This window comes from Micrococcus sp., assembly GCF_034179925.1.
Classification (GTDB): domain Bacteria; phylum Actinomycetota; class Actinomycetes; order Actinomycetales; family Micrococcaceae; genus Micrococcus.
This window is the reverse complement of the sequence record NZ_JAXFPG010000022.1, coordinates 21,069-39,725: the sequence shown is the minus strand read 5'-3', so window position 1 is coordinate 39,725 and position 18,657 is coordinate 21,069. Positions and strand designations below refer to the sequence as shown.

Below are 18,657 nucleotides of genomic sequence, written 5' to 3'. Positions count from 1 at the left end.
GAGGAGACCATGACCGACCAGAACCAGACCACCCCGCCCGCCTCGGGCGCATCCTCCGAGGACGAGATCCAGGCCGTCATCGACCGGATCCTCGCTGCGGACGACGCCCGCCGCGCCGCCCGCGAGACCGACGACGCCGGCCCCGCCCCGGAGAGCGCCGAGCACCGCTCGTCCGCCCTCGCCGGCCGTGCCCTCGCCCTGGCCGAGGGCGGCAACGCCCATACCGAGGCCGACGGCGACCAGGACGAGCTGGCCGCCCGCCACTCCCTGCGCCGCGTGGCCGGACTCTCCACCGAGCTCGAGGACATGTCCGAGGTCGAGTACCGGCAGCTGCGCCTGGAGCGCGTGGTGCTCGCCGGCGTGTGGACCGAGGGCACCGCGGAGGACGCGGAGAACTCGTTGCGGGAGCTCGCCGCGCTCGCGGAGACCGCCGGCTCGGAGGTGCTCGACGGCGTCGTGCAGCGCCGCGCCACCCCGGACCCGGCCACGTTCCTCGGCAAGGGCAAGGCCCGGGAGCTCGCCGAGATCGTCGCGCTGACCGGTGCGGACACCGTGATCGTGGACTCCGAGCTCGCCCCCTCCCAGCGGCGTGCGCTCGAGGACGTGGTGCGTGTGAAGGTGATCGACCGCACCGCGCTGATCCTCGACATCTTCGCCCAGCATGCCACCTCCCGTGAGGGCCGGGCGCAGGTGGAGCTCGCTCAGCTCGAGTACCTGCTGCCGCGCCTGCGCGGTTGGGGTGAGTCCATGTCCCGGCAGGCCGGCGGTCGCGCCGCCGGCGGTGAGGGCATCGGCTCCCGTGGCCCCGGTGAGACGAAGATCGAGCTGGACCGCCGCCGCATCCGCACCCGTATGGCCAAGCTCAAGCGGGAGATCGCCGCGATGAAGCCGGCGCGCGAGACCAAGCGGGCCAACCGCCGCCGCAACCGGGTGCCCTCCGTGGCGATCGCCGGCTACACCAACGCCGGCAAGTCCTCCCTGCTGAACCGGCTCACCCACGCCGGGGTGCTCGTGGAGAACGCCCTGTTCGCCACCCTGGACCCGACCGTCCGCCGGGCCATGACCCCGGACGGCATCGGCTACACCCTCTCCGACACCGTGGGCTTCGTGCGCAACCTGCCCACGCAGCTCGTGGAGGCCTTCCGCTCCACGCTTGAGGAGGTCGCGGACGCGGACGTGATCCTGCACGTGGTGGACGGCTCGCACCCGGACCCGGAGGGGCAGATCGCCGCCGTGCGCGGGGTGCTGGCCGAGGTGGACGCCCACCGGATCCCCGAGATCATCGTGCTGAACAAGGCGGACGCCGCCGAGCCGGCCGTGATCGCCCGCATCCGTGCCAAGGAGCCCCACACTGTGGTGGTCTCCGCCCGTACGGGCGAGGGCATCGCCGAGCTCGAGCGCGCCATCGCCTCCACCATCCCGCGCCCGAGCGTGCGCCTGGAGCTGCTCGTGCCGTTCACGGACGGCCAGGTGGTCTCCCGCCTGCACTCCGAGGACGCCGAGATCCTCGCTGAGGCGTACGAGGAGGGCGGCACCCGACTGTCCGTGTTGGTCCGTGAGGACATCGCCGAGGACCTCGCCCCCTACCGGGTGGATGCCTCGGGCCGCCCGGAGCCCGCCGTCTGATGGGGGCGCCGGGGTCGGAGGAGGCCGGCGCATCCGCCGCGGTGCCCACCACGGACCGTGAGGAGGAGGCGCTGCGGCTGCTGGACGTCGTCGTGGAGGCCACCGGCGGGCAGCAACGCGCCGGTCAGCGGGAGATGGTCCTGCAGGTGGCGCGTGCGCTCGAGACCCGCCGCCACCTGCTGGTGCAGGCCGGCACGGGCACGGGCAAGTCGCTGGCCTATCTGATCCCCGCGCTCCAGCACGCCATGGGGCAGGACGACCCGGTGGTCGTGGCCACCGCCACCCTGGCGCTGCAGGCGCAGATCATGCGCCGGGACGCCCCCCGCCTGGTGGAGATCCTCCGGGATGAGCTGCCGCGCGAGCCCGTGGTGGCGCTCGTGAAGGGCCGGTCCAACTACTTGTGCCGGCACAAGATCGAGGGCGGCTACCCGGGGGACGAGGGGGACGAGACCCTCTTTGCCGTCACGGACGACGGCGGCACGGTCCTGGGCACCGGCGACGACGGCACCCCGACCTCCCTGCTCGGCAAGGAGGTGCTCTACCTGCGACGGTGGGCCGAGACCACCGAGACGGGCGACCGCGACGACCTCGACGTCCCCGTGACGGACCGCGCCTGGCGTCAGGTGTCCGTCTCCGCGGTGGACTGCCTCGGCGCCTCGCGCTGCCCCATGGCGGAGGAGTGCTTCTCCGAACGCGCCCGGGCTGAGGCCGCCGACGCCGACGTGGTGGTCACCAATCACGCGATGCTCGCGATCAGCGCCTTCGAGGGCCTGGCGGTGCTGCCGGCCTACTCGGCGGTGGTGGTGGACGAGGCCCACGAGCTGCAGGACCGGGTGACCGGCGCCGTCACCGGCCAGCTCTCCGGGTCCATCGTGCACGGGGCGGCGACCTCGCTGCGCAAGCACACCGCCGTGGCCGTGGAGGATCTCCTGCAGGCCGCCGCCGGCCTGGACCGAGCGTTCGAGGGCGTGCCCTCCGGGCTCATCCACGGCGGCCCGGACGAGGCCCAGGAGCAGGCCTTGGGGGCCGTGCTCGCGGCCGCCCGGCAGTGCTTCTCCGACCTCGGCAAGGACAAGGAGTCGGAGGCTGACGGCGGGCGCCAGATGGCCCGGTCCCGGCTGCTCGAGGTGGTTGAGGTGGTGGAGCGGATGCTCGCGGCCCGGCCCGAGGCCGACTTCCCCGAGGTCCTGTGGGCCACCCGACCCGGGCACTTCGAGCCCGGCGTGGGGTGGCAGCCCGGGGACGAATCCGACCCGCCCCAGCTCTACGTGGCGCCCATCTCCGTGGCGGGCAAGCTCCGCGAGGGCCTGTTCGGCAAGGCCACCACGGTGCTCACCTCCGCCACGCTCACCGTGGGCAAGGGGGAACGGCGCTTCGACTCGGTGGCCGGCGACGTCGGGCTGGCAGGCCCGGGTGCGCCGCGCTACACCGCGCTCGACGTGGGCAGCCCCTTCGACTACCCCCGCCAGGGGATCCTCTACGTGGCCCGGCACCTGCCGAAGCCGGGGCGCACCGCGTCCCCGGAGTCGCTGGACGAGCTCGAGGCGCTGCTGCGGGCCTCTCGGGGCGGGGCGCTGGGGCTGTTCTCCTCACGCCGGGCCGCCGAGGATGCTGCCGCGCAGATGCGGACCCGGCTGGGCCGGGGCCACACGATCCTCTGCCAGGGCGAGGCCACCCTCTCCGCCCTGGTCCGGCAGTTCGCGGACGAGCCGGACACCTCCCTGTTCGGCACCATGAGCCTGTGGCAGGGAGTGGACGTCCCGGGGCCCTCGCTGCGACTGGTGGTGATCGACCGCATCCCGTTCCCGCGCCCGGACGACCCGCTCTCTCAGGCCCGCACCCGGGACGTCGCCCGGCACGGCGGCAACGGGTTCATGAAGGTCTCGGCCACCCACGCGGCCGTGCGCATGGCACAGGGCGCCGGCCGGCTCGTGCGTGCCCAGGGCGACCGGGGCGTCGTCGCCGTGCTGGACTCGCGCCTGGCGACCGAGCGCTACGGCGGGTACATCACCAGCGCCCTGCCGGACTTCTGGCGCACCACGGACCCGGCGGTGGTGCGCGGCGTCCTGAGCCGTCTGGCGCCCTGAGGTGTCCGCCCGCTGAGGTGTCGGCCGCCCGGTCCTCTCCAGAACCGGGCGGCGGTCGGCTCAGAGGGCCCGCAGGACGGTGACGACCCGGCCCATGATGGTGGCGCGGTCGCCCAGGATCGGCTCGTACGCCGTGTTCTGGGGGAGCAGCCAGGTGTGGCCGTCGCGCTGGCGGAAGGTCTTCACGGTGGACTCGTCGTCCAGGAGGGCGGCGACGATGTCCCCGTTCTGGGCGGTCTCCTGACGCCGGACCACCACCCAGTCGCCGTCGCAGATCGCGGCGTCCACCATGGAGTCCCCGGAGACGCGCAGCATGAACAGCTCGCCCTCGCCCGTGAGTCGTCGGGGCACCTCCATGACCTCCTCGACCCGCTGCTCGGCCAGGATCGGTCCACCGGCGGCGATGCGCCCCACCCACGGCACGGGCACGGTCTCGCCCTCGTGGGCGCCGGTGTGCCAGGAGGGCAGGCCGGCCAGGCCTGCGCGATCCTGGGCGGCGGCGTTCTCGTGCACGGGGGCGCCGTCCTCGTCCCGGAGCACCTCGAGGGCGCGGGGGCGGCCCGGATCCCTGCGGATGTAGCCGAAGCGCTTCAGTTGGTCGAGCTGGTGGGTCACGGAGGAGAGGGAGGACAGGTCCGCCGCGTCGCCGATCTCCCGCATCGACGGCGGGTAGCCGCGCTCGGCGATGACGTCGCGGATGGTCCGCAGGATCCGCCGCTGGCGGTCTGTGAGCGCCGGAGCGGGGTGCTGGGGGGCGGGGGTGGCCATGCCGGGCGTCCGTTCTGCTGGAGGGGCTTATCGTGTCCGGCCCGGCTGGTGGGATCGGGGTGACCGCCGGGGCCGGCCCTGGGGTTCGGGTGTCCTCCGACACTACTGGAGGGGCCCGTCGGATCCAAAGATGTGTTCGACTCGCTCTGGGCGAGTCTCGAACACATGTGCTAGAAAAGGGTTCGAAGAGCATCGAACAGATGTTCGACTCGCCCGCTCGCCGGGAGGAAGGCAAGGACTCCATGACACTCGCGCACGCAGCCCAGCATCGTCCGGGCGGCTTCCGCCTCACCCGCCGTGGCCGCCTCGTGCTCCGAGGGGTGCCGCTGATCCTCTCCGTCTGCGCGCTCACGGCGGCCGCCGTGTTCTTCGCGGGCATCCTGCTCTCGCCTCCGGCGGCCTCGGCGGACGTGCCCGCCGCGGAGCTGCAGACCATCACGGTGATGCCGGGGGACAGTCTCTGGTCGATCGCCCAGACGGTGGCCCCGGGGCAGGATCCGTACGTGATCGTGGAACGGCTGGACCAGCTGAACAGTCTGGAGGGCCGCGCCCCGGAGCCCGGTGAGGAGCTGTTCCTCCCCTTCGCGGCATGAGTGCCGCCGTTGGAGGGCGCCGCTGTGGGCGGGGGTGGTGGGCGACCCAATCCGACCCACGGTCCGCCGAGGTGCCCGCTCTTTCCTAGGATGGACGCCATGCCCGACCTCTCCTCGCTGCCGCTGCGCGACAGTCTGCGCGGCCTCAGCCCGTACGGCGCCCCCCAGCTGGACGTGCCGTACATGCTCAACACGAACGAGAACACCCACCCGGTGCCCGCCGAGGTGGCCGAGGCCATCACGGCCCGTGTGGCCGCGGTGGCCGGCGGCCTCAACCGGTACCCGGACCGTGAGTTCACGCAGCTGCGCGAGCACCTGGCGGGCTACCTCGGCCACGGGATCGGCCCGGAGCAGGTGTGGGCGGCCAACGGCTCCAACGAGGTCCTGCAGCAGATCCTCCAGGCCTTCGGCGGTCCGGGGCGCACGCTGCTGTCCTTCCAGCCCAGCTACTCGATGTACCCCCTGCTCGCCGCGGGCACGGACACCGCGTTCGTGGACGGCGGCCGCGCCGAGGACCACACCCTCTCCGCCGAGCACGCCGCCGAGCAGGTGCGGCGCCACCGGCCCCACGTCGTCGTGCTCGCCTCCCCGAACAACCCCACGGGCACGGCCCTCGAGCTCGAGGTGATCGAGGCCGTCTACGACGCCCAGGCGCGCAACGAGGCCGACGGTGGCCACGGCGCCATGATCGTGGTGGACGAGGCCTACGCGGAGTTCGCCCTCGCCGGCACGCGCTCGGCGCTGACCCTGCTGCCCGGTCGGGAGCGGCTGATCGTGACCCGCACGATGTCCAAGGCCTTCGCCCTGGCCGGTGCCCGCCTGGGCTACCTGGCCGCGGACGCCGCCGTCACCGACGCCCTGCGCCTGGTGCGCCTGCCGTACCACCTCTCGGCCGTCACCCAGGCCACCGCCCTCGCCGCGCTCGAGCACGTGGACACCCTGCTGGGCACCGTCGAGGCCATCAAGGGCCAGCGCGACCGCATCGTCGCGCGTCTGCGCGAGCTCGGGCTGCACCCGGCAGTCTCGGACTCCAACTTCGTGTTCTTCGGCCGCTTCCAGGACGCCCACGCCGTGTGGCAGGCCCTGCTGGCCCACGGCGTGCTGGTGCGCGACGTCGGCATCCCCCACCACCTGCGCGTCACCGCCGGAACGGAGGAGGAGACCACCGCGTTCCTCACCGCGCTCGAGGTCGTCCTGGCCGAGCATCCCGCCGAGCGCCCTGCCGAACCCTCCGCCTGACCGCCCCACTCCGGCCGAAGCCTCCGTCCGGAATCCCCTGACCGACCCGAGCGGATCACCCCGAGGCCCGCCGCACCTACGATGGACTGGGCACCCGCCCGCCCGCCGCCCTCACCCCGCCGACCTCACCCCGACGCCCGCCCACCCCAGGAGGACCCCGTGGCCCCCGAGCTCATCTCCGGACGCCGTGCCCGCATGCACCGCACCACCAGCGAGTCCGACATCCGCCTCGAACTGGACCTTGACGGCACGGGTACGGCCGACATCTCCACCGGCGTGCCGTTCTACGACCACATGCTCACCGCGCTGGCCCGCCACTCCCAGATGGACCTCACCGTCCACGCGGAGGGGGACACCCACATCGACGTGCACCACACCGTGGAGGACGTCGCCATCACCCTGGGCGAGACCCTCAAGACGGCCCTCGGCGACAAGCGCGGCATCCGCCGCTTCGGGGAGGCCTCCGCCCCCCTGGACGAGGCCCTGGCCCGCGCCGTCGTGGACCTGTCCGGCCGCCCCTACCTCGTGCACGAGGGCGAGCCCGAGGGTCAGCAGTATCACCTCATCGGCGGGCACTTCACCGGGTCGATGACCCGCCACGTGTTCGAGGCCATCACCTTCCACGCGGCCATCTGCCTGCACATGGACGTGGTGCGCGGCCGCGATCCGCACCACATCGTCGAGGCCCAGTTCAAGGCCTTCGCCCGGGCCCTGCGCTCGGCCGCGGAGGACGACCCGCGCGTCAGCGGCATCCCCTCCACCAAGGGCGCCCTCTGATGGCCGCCCCCACCTCCGTGCCCGGGGTGCGGCCGCGCGTCGCCGTCCTGGACTACGGATCGGGGAACGTGCGCTCGGCCGTGCGCGCCGTCGAGCACGCCGGCGCCCAGGTGGAGCTCACCCGGGACCCGGACGCCGTGCTCTCCGCGGACGGGCTGCTCGTGCCCGGCGTGGGGGCATACGGGGCCGTGATGCAGGCCCTCACGGAGGTCGGCGGCACCCGCTGGATCGGCCGTCGGGTGGCCGGCGGCCGTCCCGTGCTCGGGGTGTGCGTGGGCCACCAGGTGCTGTTCGAGGCCGGCGAGGAGCACGGCGAGCACACCGCAGGCATGGGGGAGTGGCCCGGCCTGGTGGAGCGCCTGCCCGCCGACGTCCTGCCCCACATGGGCTGGAACACTGTCCGCCCGGCCGCCGGCAGCGCGCTCTTCGACGGCATCGAGGACGAGCGCTTCTACTTCGTGCACTCCTACGGCGTGCTGCGCTGGGACTTCGACCAGAGCATCCCCGCCATGCGCCCGCCGCAGGTCACCTGGGCCCACCACGGGGCGGACTTCATCGCCGCCGTGGAGAACGGCCCACTCTGCGCCACCCAGTTCCACCCCGAGAAGTCCGGGGAGGCCGGTCTGCAGTTGCTGCGCAACTGGCTGGACACCCTCTGATGCCCTACTGGTCGGTCCTCTACCTCGGCCTCGGCGGCCTGCTGATCGGCGCCGCCTGGTCCCTGCGCGCCCAGCGCGCACCGGGGTGGGCCGCCCTGATCGCCCTGGTGCTGGCCGGCATGGCCATCGCCGCCGCCTTCCTGACCGTCGGCACCTGACCGACCTCGCTCACACCCCCTGAGAGGAACCCCCATGACCCGGAACGACGCCGCTCCCGCCCTCGAGCTCCTGCCCGCCGTCGACGTCCAGGACGGCCAGGCCGTGCGCCTCGTCCAGGGCGAGGCCGGTTCCGCCACCTCCTACGGCGAGCCGCTGGCCGCCGCCCTGGACTGGCAGCGCGCCGGCGCCGAGTGGATCCACCTCGTGGACCTCGACGCCGCCTTCGGCCGCGGGGACAACCGCGAGATCCTGCGCGAGGTGGTGGACAGCCTCGGCATCAAGGTGGAGCTCTCCGGCGGCATCCGGGACGACGCCTCCCTCGAGCACGCCCTCGAGATGGGCGCCACCCGTGTGAACCTGGGCACCGCGGCCCTCGAGGACCCGGAGTGGACGGCCCGGGCCATCGAGCGCTTCGGGGACCGGATCGCCGTCGGCCTGGACGTGCGCGGGACCACCCTGGCCGCCCGCGGCTGGACGAAGGAGGGCGGCGACCTCTGGGAGGTGCTCGCCCGTCTCGAGGACGCCGGCTGCCCCCGCTACGTGGTGACGGACGTGACCAAGGACGGCACCCTGCGCGGGCCCAACACGGAGCTGCTCGCCGAGGTCTGCCGGGTCACCGACAAGCCCGTGGTCGCCTCCGGCGGTATCTCCTCCCTCGAGGACATCGCGGCTCTGGCCGCCATGGTCCCGCAGGGGGTGGAGGGCGCCATCATGGGCAAGGCCCTGTACGCCGGGCGCTTCACCCTGCCGCAGGCGCTCGCGGTGGCCGCCGGCGCCGACGTCGCCGAGGCCCGTGCCGCCCACCCTGCCCCGGAGGCCGAGTGAGCGCCACCGAGGGCGAGGACGCCCCGGTCCGGGTGCCCGTGGAGGGCGCCCGGGAGCTGCCCGGCCACATCCGTGCCGCCCTGGAGCGGATGCGCGCGAAGACGGCGGGGGAGAACACCGCGGACACCGCTGGGGTGCCCTGGGCGGGCCGTGACCTCTCCGGCCCGGGCGTGGACGGCTCCGCGAACCCGTTGCACGTGTTCGACGACGACGACGGCACCGCCCCGTCCGCGTGGACGCAGGCGATGGAGTCCCTCACCTCCGGGTCGGCCGGGGAGGCCGAGGTGGCGCAGGTGCTCGCCGGGATCCGCGTGTTCGCGGCCGTGGTGCCCACGCTCGCCGTGGACGACTCCGCGGTGCACGGGCATCCGGGCCACACCGGCCACACCGAGGGACACGACCACGAGCACGAGCACGCTCACGGGCATGACCACACCGACGCCGCCCTCCACGGGGACAAGGCCGCGGACGTGGCCCTGGTGACGATGCGCGCCCCGGACGGGCGCAGCGCGCTGCCCGTGTTCACGAGTGTGCCGGCGCTGACGGCCTGGAACCGGCAGGCCCGGCCGGTGGCGGTCTGGATGCCGCGCGCGTGCCTGTCCGCGGTGGACGAGGGGTGCGATCTGGTGGTGGTCGACGCCGGCGCGGAGCACACCTATGTGGTGCGCCGCCCCGCCGTGTGGGCCCTGGCCCAGCAGCGGGCGTGGACGCCGTCCTATGTGGACGAGGAGCTGGCGGCGGCGATCGGGGAGGTCGCGGACCTCGTGCCGAACCTGATGTCCCTGGGCCTGGCTCCCGGGCCGGGCGTGGCCACCCGGACGGCCTCCGGGGAGGTCATGGCCGGCGGCGGCTCCGGCACGGAGCTGCGGGTCGTGGCGATGCCGGCCCGCGGCACGGACGCCGCCGGGGTGCGCCTGATGACCGCGACGCTGCGCACGGTGCTGGCGGACCTGCCGCTGCTGGCTGAGCGTGCGGACTCTGTGGAGATCACCGTCCGGCGGCCTTGAACGGCGTCCGGGGGCATCGGCTACCGTGGGCTGACAGGGGGCGGAGCCCTCCGTCCCGTCGTCCGGTCGGCCGTGTGGAGGCCACCGGCCCGATCCCCAGCACCTGAGGAATACCCCATGAACAGCCGAACCCTCTCCGGGGCCGCCACCGTGGCCCTGGGCGCGGTGGTCGTCACCGGTGCCGCCCCGGCGCTGGCCGCCACGCCTCTCACACAGGGCGCCGCCCTGGCCACCCCGGCCGGTGCCTGCAGCCTCACCATCGTCAGCGACTCCACCGCCTACACCGCCGCGCACTGCGGCGCCGGCCGGTGGGCCGTGGGCTCCCCGGTCCTCTCCGCCGAGGGCGTGCGGGTGGGCACGGTCGCGGCCCTGCCGGCCCCCGGCGGCGTGGACGTCGTGAGGATCGCCCTCGACCAGGGCGTGGAGGTCGTGGGCGACTGGTCCACACGCCCGGCCTCGTCCGTGGCGGTCGGGGAGACCGTGTACACCCACGGCTCCTCCGTGCCCCTGGGCCGGCCGAACTCGATCAGCCACACGCGTGCCTTCGACAGCGCCGCCGTCTGCCGGGACTCCTATGACGACCAGGTCGCGCTCGACGTGGCCAGCACCTACCCGGGTGACTCCGGCGGGGCCGTCTACGACGCCGAGCAGCGCGTGGTCGGCGTGATCTCCGGGGTCGCCCCGGTGCGCTTCGACGCCCAGGGCCGCGCCGTGGCCTGCGACGCCCAGGCGATGTCCACGATCATCGTGCCCGCCGAGTCCCTGGCCGAGGTGACCGAGAAGACCCCCGCGCCGGCCCGTGCCCCGAAGCACGCCGCGCCCAAGCACGCCGCGCCGGCCCTCACGACGCCGGCCCCCGCACCGAAGCACGCCGCCCAGGCTCCGGCCCCGAAGAGCGCTGTGAAGGCACCGGCCCGTGCGCCCAAGCACGCGCTCCCCGCGGACGGAGTGACCACCCTCGTGGCCGCGCCCGCCGAGGGGGTCGCGTTCAACACCCGCGTGGTGGTGGAGACCCCGCAGGGCGGCTTCTCCCGCGTGACCGTCACGGCCCACGCCGCCGACGGCACCGACCTGGGCCGCAGCCACCTCGACCTGCAGGGCGAGCCGTTGGCCTGGCTGCCGGTGATGGCGGATGTGCCCGCCGGCGGGCACGTCACCATCACCACGTGGGATGCCGCCGGCGCCCCCACGGCCACCACCGCGACCCTGGGCGGTGTGCCGGTCTCCTGACCGGACCGCCCGGTGCGGGTCTCAGGCTGATCCGTCGAGGCGCCGGCCGAGCCGGGAGAACACCCGGGTGAGCACGCGGGCCTCCTCGGGGTCGAGGTCGTGCAGGAAGAACTCGTCCACCTGGCTGCCGTGGTGCCGGCTCGCCTGCCGGAAGGCGGCCCGGCCGGCGTCGGTGATCACGGCCTCGGCCCCGCGCCGGTCGGTGGCGGTCGGGTGCCGCTCCACCAGGCCGCGCTCCATGAGCGAACGCACCTGGTAGGTCAGGCGGGAGGGGGAGAAGACCATGCGGGAGGCGAGCTCGCCCATCCGCAGCCGCCCCTCGTCGGACTCCACGAGCAGCAGCAGCACGTGGTAGTCGGCCAGGGACATCCAGCAGCTCTCCTTCAGCCCGCGTTCGAGGCGGTCGGTGAGCAGCTGGGTGGCCTCGAAGTAGGCGCGCCAGGCCAGGTGGGCGGTGTCGGCGGCGCGGTGGGCAGGCGTCGCGGTCCCGTACCAGGTGTCCGGCTCGGGTGCGTCCGTGTCCGCGGCGGCCTCCGGGCCGGTCCTGCCCGGCCGGGCGGGGTCAGGATGCGGGGTGGAGCAGCTGGTCAAAGGGGGTCACCTCCAGGGGAGAGGGATCGTCGGTGGTGGGGCGGGGACGGGGCTGCCGCAGGGTGAGGGCCGTGGCGAGGTCCCGTCCGGCGTCGGCGATGCGGGCCCGCAGCGGGGTGGTGCTCAGGGACTCCTGCTGCCCCTGAGCGCGGCCCCAGTCGTCGGAGGCAGCGAACACGGCTGTGGGCACGGCCTGGGTGCGCAGGTACGCGAACAGCGGGCGCAGGGCGGTGTCGATCATCAACGAGTGCCGTGCGGTGCCCCCGGTGGCGCCGAGGAGCACGGGCACGCCGGTGAGCGTGCCGTCCTCCAGGAGGTCCACGAAGGACTTGAACAGCCCCGAGTAGGAGGCTTTGAACGTGGGGGAGACCGCCACGACGCCGTCGGCCGTCTGCACCTGGCGCAGCGCCTCGGCGAGGGGCTCCGAGCGGGTGGGGGTCACGAGGGCCTGGGCGATGTCCCCGGCGAGCGGGCGCAGGGGGATCATGTGCACCTGGGGGGCCACCCCCTGCTCGGCGAGTGCGTCGGCGGTGGCCTCGGCCAGGGCCTCGGCGAGCATGGTGGACTGCGAGGGCTCGCCCAGGCCGCCGGAGACCACGGCGATGTGCCGGCTCTGCGGGGTGAAGGGGTCGGTGGCCTCGCGGCCGGGAACGGTGGGGGTGGGGAGGTCGGGGGAGGTCATCGGGTCTGTCCTTCCTGGGCGACGTCGGTGCGGGCGTCGTCCGTGGTGGTGTGGGCGGCCTGCCGGTCGGCCCAGGCCTGGGAGCCCTCGGCTCCGCCCGGCACGGGCGCCTCGCCGCGGCGCGCGCGCTCGACGAGGAACTCGTGCGTCGGGGCCTCGGGGACGTCCGCGGGTTTGAGGGCGGCGAACTCCCGGCGCAGCACGGGCAGGACCTTCTCGCCCATGAGGTCGATCTGGCGCAGCACCACGTCTGTGGGCAGGCCGGCGTGGTCGAGCAGGAACATCTGCCGCTGGTAGTCGCCGACCCACTCGCGGAACTCGAGGGTCCGCTCGATCACCTGCTGCGGGGAGCCGACGGTCAGCGGGGTCATCCGCATGAACTCCTCCAGGGAGGGCCCGTGCCCGTACACCGGAGCGTTGTCGAAGTACGGGCGGAACTCGCGCACGGCGTCCTGGGAGTTCTCGGCCAGGTAGGCCTGCCCGCCCAGGCCCACGTACGCCTGGTGGGCTCTGCCGTGGCCGTAGTACTCGTACCGCTGCCGGTACAGGCGCACCATCTGGATGACGTGCTCCTTGTTCCAGAAGATGTTGTTGTGGAAGAACCCGTCGCCGTAGTAGGCGGCCTGCTCGGCGATCTCGGGGGAGCGGATGGAGCCGTGCCACACGAAGGGGGCGACGCCGTCGAGCGGTTGGGGGGTGAGCGTGAAGTTCTGCAGCGGGGTGCGGAACCGGCCGGACCAGTCCACGGTGTGCTCGTGCCACAGGCGGTGCAGGAGGGCGTAGTTCTCCACGGCCAGCGGGATGCCCTGGCGGATGTCCTTGCCGAACCAGGGGTATACGGGGCCGGTGTTGCCGCGGCCCAGGGTGAGGTCCACGCGGCCGTCGGCCAGGTGCTGCAGGTAGGAGTAGTCCTCGGCCAGGCGTACCGGGTCCATCGTGGTGATGAGCGTGGTGGCGGTGGACAGCTGGATGCGGTCCGTCACCGCCGCCAGGTAGGACAGCAGCGTGGGCGGGTTGCCGGGTGCGGCGAAGGGAGGGTTGTGGTGCTGGCCGGTGGCGAACACGTCGAAGCCGGCCTGTTCGGCCCGCTGGGCGATCCGCACGGTGTCCTTGATGCGCTGGTGCTCGGTGGGGGTGGTGCCGGTGGTGGGGTCGGCGGTGAGGTCGCCGATGGTGAAGACGCCGAACTGCATGGTGTGCTCCTTCCGGGGTCCATGGGGTGGTGGACCCCATGTTCTTCAAAACTCAACGAGCCGAGAGGGCGGATTGTTCCCGGACCCCTGAGCGTCGACCCTCCGGTAGGGTTTGCCGTGATTCCACCTCGGGCGCACAGCGCGCCCGAGCAGCGGCACCGCGCGCTCCGGCTCCTCCGAGTCCGCGGAGTCACGACCAACGACGCCGCATCCCCTGGGAGGACGCCGGAGGCCATGATCCGACGAGTCACCACGCGCCCCGACGCGCCCCCACCCCCGAACCGTCCCGCCGAGGGCCCCTCCGGCGAGCCCACGGCCGGGCGCGGCGGCCTGCTGCGCCGCTACGCCGCCGTCGTGGGCGTCATCGCCGTCCCGGCCGGCCTCGCGATGGCCAGCGAAGCCCTCTCCTCCACCACCGGACCGCCCCCCGTGGACGGCGTGTCCGTGAGGGTGGACCTGGGGGCGACGCCGACGCCGGCCCAGTCCGCGCCGGCGCCCGCCGCCTCCGCCGACCCGGTGGCCCCCTCCTTGCCCCCCGCCGCGCCCGCGTCCCCACCGACCGGTGCGAGCCCTGTCCCGTCCGACGCCGGCCGGGGCACCGTGGTCCCGCGCGTGGTGGAGCCGCAGCCACCGGTCTCCGCACGTCCGGCGCCCCGCGACGCTCCGGGCGCCGGCGCCGAGGGAGACGACCGGGACGACGTCGCCACCGCCACCCCGGTGCCCACCACCGGCCCCGACGACGACGCCGAGGACCAGGACGACGACCGCGAGGACGACACCGACGAGGACGGGGACGACGATGACGACTGACACGACGAAGGCCCCCCACCGCACCGGTGCCCCGACCCGTTGGCGCATCGTCGGGTGGATTGTGCTCACCACGGCGATCGCCCTGCTCGCCGTCACCGTGACCACCCGGTCTGTCCTGCTCGGGCAGGTCGCCGACCGCGCCAACGCCTCCGTGGTGCAGGAGCTGGACGAGTTCCGCACCTTCGCCGCCGAGGGGGTGGACCCCACCACGGCTCAGCCGTTCGAGTCCACCCAGGCCATGCTGGACCGCTACCTGTCCCGGCAGACCCCGGCCACCGGCGAGGTCCTGATCGGCGTGGCAGGGCAGGACGCCGCCGGTGCCCCCGTGCTCTACCTCGACAACGTCGGCGGCGGGGCCGGTGGTCGGCTCGCCACGGACACCGCCCGTCTGCAGAGCATGCTGGACGCCCCGCAGGACGGCGGCATCTGGGACTCCCCGGACGGCGAGGTCCGCTGGGGTGTCACCCGGGTGGATGCCCGGGGCTCCGCGGCCGACGGCGCCGCGCTCGTCGTCGCGCACTTCACCGGCCGTGAGGAGGACGGGGTGGAGCGCGAGGCCCTCGTGCTGTTCGCCGTGGCCGCCGGGGGGCTGCTGCTCACCGCCGGCATCGCCTGGCTTGTGGCCGGCCGGATCCTGCGGCCCCTGCACCAGATGCGCCGGGCGGCCTCGCGGATCTCCGCCACCGACCTCTCGGCGCGTGTGCCCGTCGAGGGGGACGACGACGTCGCCCGCCTGGCCCTGGCGATCAACGGGATGCTGGACCGGGTGGAGCAGGCCCAGCACGACCAGCAGACCTTCGCCACCCAGGCCCAGCGACACCTGGACGGGCCATGCGAACGGGTGCGCGGCGCCGTCGCCGTGCTCGCCGATCCTCAGGCGGACCCGCAGGCGCGGGAGCGCGCCGTCCGGGACGCCGAGGACGGTCTCGCCGAGATGCGCCGCACCATGGACTCGCTGGGCACCCTCGCCCGCCAGCACACCCCGGACTTCGTGCGGCCCGTCGAGGTGATGGTGGACGATATCCTCACCCGCGCCTACGCGGAGGCCACCCGTGCCCGCCCCGACCGCCGCTGGGACCTCGTCGAGGCCGGCGCCGTGCGCGCCTGGATCGACCCTGCCCGTGTGGGGGAGGCCCTGCGCCGGCTGTGGGAGAACGCCGCGGAGCACGCCCAGGGGCGGCGGGCCATCGAGATCGGCGCCGCCGTGCTCACCGGCACCCCGGGCCAGGCCCAAGCGGATGTGGATGCCCCGGCCCGGGGGCGGTTCGTGCGCCTATGGGTGGCCAACGACGGCGCCCCGCTCACCCAGGAGGAGGCCGAGCGCCTCTACGGGGACACCCGCAGCTCCGAGGGCCCGGGTGCGGGCCCCGGCGCGATCCCCAGCGCGGCCCCGGGCTTCGGGCTGGCCCTGGTGCGTGCCGTGGCCGACGCCCATCACGGCTCCGCGTGGGTGGAGTCCGACGCCGAGGGCCTGACCCGCTTCGGCCTGGACCTGCCCGCGGACCCGCCCGTGGGGGCTGCCGGCACCGACCGGCTGGCCGAGGAGATCACCGAGTCCATGCGAGCCGAGTCGTGACGGCGGCCGCCCAGGCGCCCGTCCGCCACGCCACCCGGCCCCCGCTGCGGGCCACCGCCGAGACCGGCCGCCCACAGCACCGCGCCCGTCTGCGGCCCCCGCTGGGGGCCACGCTCACCGGTGTGGGGCTGGTTGCGTTCGTCGCGTGGTGCGCCTGGGCGGCCCTGGGGGAGCCGGCCGCCGGGGCGGACCCGTTGTCCCCGCAGGGGGCGCTCACCCTCGCCCTGTTCGCGGCCGCCGTCTGGCTGTGGGTGTTCTCCTCGGTCTCGGACACGTTCGTTGCGCTCGCGGTGGCGGTGGTCCTGGTGCTCATGGGGGTCCTGGACGACGACACCCTGTTCTCCTCGCTGGGCACGGACACGATCTGGCTGCTGCTGTCCGCGTTCGTGATCGCCGCGGGCGTGACGGCCACGGGGCTGGCCACCCGGTTCGCCGGGGTGATCGTGGCCGGGGCGGGCTCACTGCGCCAGCTGGCCCACCTGGTGACGGCGGTGCTCGTGGCCACGGCCTACGCGGTGCCCTCGACCTCCGGCCGGGCCGCGCTCGCGCTGCCGGTGTTCCTGGCGTTGGCCAAGGTGCTCGCGGGGCGGCGTCGAGTGGTGCTGGCCCTGGCCCTGCTGTTCCCCTCGGTGATCCTGCTCTCCGCGGTGGCCTCGTACCTGGGGGCTGGGGCGCACCTGATCACCAGTCAGATCCTCAGCGCCGCGGGCGAGCCGAGCTTCTCGTTCGTGCGCTGGCTGCTGCTGGGTCTGCCGCTGGCGGTGGTGTCCTCCCATGTGTGCGCGGAACTGATCCTGCGCCTGTTCACCACGGCGGAGGACCGCCGGGACCGGCTGCGGATCACGCTGGAGGACCTGCAGGAGCACTCGCCGGTGCCGCTCAGCGGGCCCCTCACGGTGGAGCAGTCCCGTTCCGCGCTGATCGTGGCGACCGTGGTGGCCCTGTGGTGCACGGAGCCGCTGCACGGCCTGCACCCGGCGGTGGTCGCGCTGCTGGGCGCCCTGCTCGTGGCCGGCCCCTATGTGGGGGCGGTGGGCCTGGGCAAGGCGCTCAAGGGGGTGCCGTGGTCGATGCTCGTGTTCATGGCCGCCACCCTCACCCTGGGCACGGCCCTCGTGGACACGGGTGCGGCCCAGTGGCTCGCCCACCGCGCCCTGGGACCGGTGGCTGGGGCGGGGGAAGCCGCGGGCGTGCTGTTCGTGGTGCTCGTGGTGGTGCTCTCCACGGCCGCGCACCTGGTGATCCAGTCCCGTTCAGCCCGCTCTGCGGTGCTGATCCCCATCGTCATCGCTCTCGCCCCCGCGGTGGGGGTGGCCCCGGCGGCGGTGGCCTTCGCCTCGACGGCGGCCGCGGGCTTCTGCCACACGCTCACCAGCTCCGCCAAGCCTGTGACCCTCTTCTCCGACCTCGAGGACGAGTCCGTGCTCACCTACACCCCGGCCGACCTGCTGCGCCTGTCCGCATGGCTGGCGCCGGTGATGGTGGCCCTCGTGCTCGTCTTCGCGTTCTGGGTGTGGCCCCTGATGGGCCTGACCCTCTTCCCCTGATCCTCCTGTCCGCCCGCAACCGCCCACATCCCCTTCAAGGAGTCGTCTCATGCCCACCGGACTGCCCCGCAACATCCTCATCGCCCCCTCCGGGTTCAAGGAGTCCCTCGACGCCGGCCAGGTCGCCGACGCGATCGCCGCCGGTGTGCGCCGTGCCCTGGCGGGGGCACGGGTGCGCACCGTCCCCATGGCGGACGGCGGTGAGGGCACCGCGGAGACCCTCGCGACCGCCACGGGCGGCAGGATCGTGTACCGGGAGGTGACCGGTCCGGTGGGGGAGCCCGTGGCCAGCCACTATGCGCTGCTGGGCGGTGAGGCGGAGGGGACCGCCGTCGTCGAGATGGCCGCTGCGGCCGGGCTGCGCCTGGTGCCCCGGGACCGGCGTGATCCGGGGGAGACCACCACGTACGGGGTGGGTGAGCTGATCGCCCACGCCCTGGACGAGGGTGTCACGGAGATCCTGCTCGGCTGTGGTGACTCCGGCACCTCGGACGGCGGTATGGGTGCGCTGCAGGCTCTCGGTGTGCGCATCCTGGACGCCGAGGGCGAGGAGGTCGGCCTGGGCGGGCGTCATCTGTCCGAGGTGGACCGTCTGGACCTGTCCGGGCTGCACCCGGCCCTGAAGGAGGGCCGGGCTCGGATCACCCTCGCGCTGAATCCGCACAATGTGCTGTGTGGTCCTTCGGGGGTGGCGCGGGTCTTCGGGCCGCAGAAGGGCGCCACCGAGGAGCAGGTGGAGCAGCTCTCCGCCGGCTTCGACCACTGGGCGGAGGTGCTGCGCCGGGACTGCGTGGAGCAGGCCCGTGGCCGTGACTTCGCCCATGGGCGGGGCACTGGCGCGTCCGGGGGTCTGGGGGCGGGCATGGCCGCGATCGGGGCCACCCTGAGCCCGCGTTTCGAGGCGCTGCTGGACTCGGGGCTGGCGGGCATCGACCTCGACGCGCTCCTGGAGGGGGCCGACCTGGTGATCACCGCGGAGGGGGCCATCGACTTCCAGACCCCCAAGGGCAAGGTGCCTGCGGAGATCGCCCGCCGGGCCGGGGCCCGGGGTGTGCCGGTGGTGGCCCTGGCGGGCACCCTGGGCCGGGGCGCCCGGGATGTGCACGACGTCGGCATCGATGCGATGGCCTCGATCGTGTCCGTCCCGATGAGCCTGGAGGAGGCCGTGCGTGACGGCGAGCGGCTGCTGGTCGAGGCCACCGAGCGGCTGCTGCGGACTCTCGTGCTGGGTGCGACGATCGCGGTGCGGAAGCTGGAGGGCGACTCCGGCTGGTGACCGCCGTGGTCT

Annotated in this window: 18 protein-coding genes; 14 read left to right on the top strand and 4 right to left on the bottom strand. The window is 74.1% G+C overall.

From position 1 onward, the window contains the following. Positions 1 to 9: 9 nt before the first annotated feature. The gene (gene hflX / locus SPI96_RS04375; RefSeq protein WP_321081147.1) at positions 10 to 1,626 is read left to right on the top strand and encodes a GTPase HflX; all 1,617 of its coding nucleotides are present in this window, start codon (positions 10 to 12) and stop codon (positions 1,624 to 1,626) included. Beyond that, positions 1,626 to 3,713, top strand: coding sequence for an ATP-dependent DNA helicase (locus SPI96_RS04370; protein WP_321081146.1), 2,088 nt, complete (start codon positions 1,626 to 1,628; stop codon positions 3,711 to 3,713). The genes hflX and SPI96_RS04370 overlap by 1 nt, the downstream gene beginning before the upstream one ends. A gap of 60 nt (positions 3,714 to 3,773) precedes the next feature. On the opposite strand, the gene lexA is transcribed toward SPI96_RS04370, so the two are convergent. Next, positions 3,774 to 4,481: a transcriptional repressor LexA gene (lexA, locus tag SPI96_RS04365; protein ID WP_321081145.1), complete on the bottom strand. Its 708-nt coding sequence runs from the start codon at positions 4,479 to 4,481 to the stop codon at positions 3,774 to 3,776. Between the two features lie 242 nt (positions 4,482 to 4,723). Between lexA and SPI96_RS04360 the strand changes: the two genes are divergently transcribed. The 8 genes from SPI96_RS04360 (at position 4,724) to SPI96_RS04325 (ending at position 10,970) form a co-directional block, all read left to right on the top strand. Continuing rightward, positions 4,724 to 5,074 (top strand): LysM peptidoglycan-binding domain-containing protein, encoded by a 351-nt coding sequence (locus SPI96_RS04360; protein WP_321081144.1) that lies wholly within the window; start codon positions 4,724 to 4,726, stop codon positions 5,072 to 5,074. 99 nt (positions 5,075 to 5,173) lie between these two features. Continuing rightward, positions 5,174 to 6,313, top strand: a complete 1,140-nt coding sequence (locus SPI96_RS04355) for a histidinol-phosphate transaminase (RefSeq protein ID WP_321081143.1) — start codon at positions 5,174 to 5,176, stop codon at positions 6,311 to 6,313. A gap of 195 nt (positions 6,314 to 6,508) precedes the next feature. After that, positions 6,509 to 7,090, top strand: a complete 582-nt coding sequence (gene hisB / locus SPI96_RS04350) for an imidazoleglycerol-phosphate dehydratase HisB (protein ID WP_321081169.1) — start codon at positions 6,509 to 6,511, stop codon at positions 7,088 to 7,090. Beyond that, positions 7,090 to 7,749, top strand: coding sequence for an imidazole glycerol phosphate synthase subunit HisH (gene hisH / locus SPI96_RS04345; RefSeq protein WP_321081142.1), 660 nt, complete (start codon positions 7,090 to 7,092; stop codon positions 7,747 to 7,749). The genes hisB and hisH overlap by 1 nt, the downstream gene beginning before the upstream one ends. Continuing rightward, positions 7,749 to 7,907: a hypothetical protein gene (locus SPI96_RS04340; RefSeq protein ID WP_321081141.1), complete on the top strand. Its 159-nt coding sequence runs from the start codon at positions 7,749 to 7,751 to the stop codon at positions 7,905 to 7,907. The genes hisH and SPI96_RS04340 overlap by 1 nt, the downstream gene beginning before the upstream one ends. A 34-nt stretch (positions 7,908 to 7,941) precedes the next feature. Then, entirely contained in the window at positions 7,942 to 8,733 is a 792-nt protein-coding gene (gene priA / locus SPI96_RS04335) for a bifunctional 1-(5-phosphoribosyl)-5-((5-phosphoribosylamino)methylideneamino)imidazole-4-carboxamide isomerase/phosphoribosylanthranilate isomerase PriA (RefSeq protein WP_321081140.1), read from the top strand. Then, positions 8,730 to 9,740 (top strand): SseB family protein, encoded by a 1,011-nt coding sequence (locus tag SPI96_RS04330; RefSeq protein ID WP_414601903.1) that lies wholly within the window; start codon positions 8,730 to 8,732, stop codon positions 9,738 to 9,740. The genes priA and SPI96_RS04330 overlap by 4 nt, the downstream gene beginning before the upstream one ends. A gap of 117 nt (positions 9,741 to 9,857) precedes the next feature. Continuing rightward, a complete protein-coding gene (locus tag SPI96_RS04325; protein ID WP_321081139.1) occupies positions 9,858 to 10,970 on the top strand; it encodes a trypsin-like serine protease in 1,113 nt (370 codons plus the stop codon). Between the two features lie 21 nt (positions 10,971 to 10,991). Here SPI96_RS04325 and SPI96_RS04320 read toward each other — a convergent pair whose 3' ends face one another. From SPI96_RS04320 to SPI96_RS04310, 3 genes are read right to left on the bottom strand one after another with little or no spacing between them, the layout of a single operon-like run. Beyond that, positions 10,992 to 11,561, bottom strand: a complete 570-nt coding sequence (locus SPI96_RS04320; protein ID WP_321081138.1) for a MarR family winged helix-turn-helix transcriptional regulator — start codon at positions 11,559 to 11,561, stop codon at positions 10,992 to 10,994. Further along, a complete protein-coding gene (locus SPI96_RS04315) occupies positions 11,533 to 12,243 on the bottom strand; it encodes a CE1759 family FMN reductase (RefSeq protein WP_321081137.1) in 711 nt (236 codons plus the stop codon). Before SPI96_RS04315 ends, SPI96_RS04320 begins: the two co-directional genes overlap by 29 nt. Then, positions 12,240 to 13,436: an LLM class flavin-dependent oxidoreductase gene (locus tag SPI96_RS04310; protein ID WP_321081136.1), complete on the bottom strand. Its 1,197-nt coding sequence runs from the start codon at positions 13,434 to 13,436 to the stop codon at positions 12,240 to 12,242. The genes SPI96_RS04315 and SPI96_RS04310 overlap by 4 nt, the downstream gene beginning before the upstream one ends. Before the next feature lie 234 nt (positions 13,437 to 13,670). On the opposite strand from SPI96_RS04310, the gene SPI96_RS04305 reads away from it, so the two are divergent. The 4 genes from SPI96_RS04305 to SPI96_RS04290 are packed head-to-tail and all read left to right on the top strand — an operon-like array spanning position 13,671 to position 18,645. Then, entirely contained in the window at positions 13,671 to 14,246 is a 576-nt protein-coding gene (locus SPI96_RS04305) for a hypothetical protein (protein ID WP_321081135.1), read from the top strand. Then, positions 14,236 to 15,822 carry a HAMP domain-containing sensor histidine kinase gene (locus SPI96_RS04300; RefSeq protein ID WP_321081134.1) on the top strand — a complete coding sequence of 529 codons (1,587 nt, stop codon included), beginning with the start codon at positions 14,236 to 14,238 and terminating at the stop codon, positions 15,820 to 15,822. The genes SPI96_RS04305 and SPI96_RS04300 overlap by 11 nt, the downstream gene beginning before the upstream one ends. Next, complete coding sequence (locus tag SPI96_RS04295) at positions 15,819 to 17,369, top strand: SLC13 family permease (protein ID WP_321081133.1); 1,551 nt, start codon at positions 15,819 to 15,821, stop codon at positions 17,367 to 17,369. Before SPI96_RS04300 ends, SPI96_RS04295 begins: the two co-directional genes overlap by 4 nt. Before the next feature lie 49 nt (positions 17,370 to 17,418). Next, complete coding sequence (locus SPI96_RS04290) at positions 17,419 to 18,645, top strand: glycerate kinase (protein ID WP_321081132.1); 1,227 nt, start codon at positions 17,419 to 17,421, stop codon at positions 18,643 to 18,645. Positions 18,646 to 18,657 lie beyond the last annotated feature (12 nt).

What these genes read in the sequence shown, in the direction of transcription:
- hflX (WP_321081147.1), top strand. Translation starts at nt 10, where the DNA reads ATGACCGACCAGAACCAGACCACCCCGCCCGCCTCGGGCGCATCCTCC.
- SPI96_RS04370 (WP_321081146.1), top strand. Translation starts at nt 1,626, where the DNA reads ATGGGGGCGCCGGGGTCGGAGGAGGCCGGCGCATCCGCCGCGGTGCCC.
- lexA (WP_321081145.1), bottom strand. Translation starts at nt 4,481, where the DNA reads ATGGCCACCCCCGCCCCCCAGCACCCCGCTCCGGCGCTCACAGACCGC.
- SPI96_RS04360 (WP_321081144.1), top strand. Translation starts at nt 4,724, where the DNA reads ATGACACTCGCGCACGCAGCCCAGCATCGTCCGGGCGGCTTCCGCCTC.
- SPI96_RS04355 (WP_321081143.1), top strand. Translation starts at nt 5,174, where the DNA reads ATGCCCGACCTCTCCTCGCTGCCGCTGCGCGACAGTCTGCGCGGCCTC.
- hisB (WP_321081169.1), top strand. Translation starts at nt 6,509, where the DNA reads ATGCACCGCACCACCAGCGAGTCCGACATCCGCCTCGAACTGGACCTT.
- hisH (WP_321081142.1), top strand. Translation starts at nt 7,090, where the DNA reads ATGGCCGCCCCCACCTCCGTGCCCGGGGTGCGGCCGCGCGTCGCCGTC.
- SPI96_RS04340 (WP_321081141.1), top strand. Translation starts at nt 7,749, where the DNA reads ATGCCCTACTGGTCGGTCCTCTACCTCGGCCTCGGCGGCCTGCTGATC.
- priA (WP_321081140.1), top strand. Translation starts at nt 7,942, where the DNA reads ATGACCCGGAACGACGCCGCTCCCGCCCTCGAGCTCCTGCCCGCCGTC.
- SPI96_RS04325 (WP_321081139.1), top strand. Translation starts at nt 9,858, where the DNA reads ATGAACAGCCGAACCCTCTCCGGGGCCGCCACCGTGGCCCTGGGCGCG.
- SPI96_RS04315 (WP_321081137.1), bottom strand. Translation starts at nt 12,243, where the DNA reads ATGACCTCCCCCGACCTCCCCACCCCCACCGTTCCCGGCCGCGAGGCC.
- SPI96_RS04310 (WP_321081136.1), bottom strand. Translation starts at nt 13,436, where the DNA reads ATGCAGTTCGGCGTCTTCACCATCGGCGACCTCACCGCCGACCCCACC.
- SPI96_RS04305 (WP_321081135.1), top strand. Translation starts at nt 13,671, where the DNA reads ATGATCCGACGAGTCACCACGCGCCCCGACGCGCCCCCACCCCCGAAC.
- SPI96_RS04300 (WP_321081134.1), top strand. Translation starts at nt 14,236, where the DNA reads ATGACGACTGACACGACGAAGGCCCCCCACCGCACCGGTGCCCCGACC.
- SPI96_RS04290 (WP_321081132.1), top strand. Translation starts at nt 17,419, where the DNA reads ATGCCCACCGGACTGCCCCGCAACATCCTCATCGCCCCCTCCGGGTTC.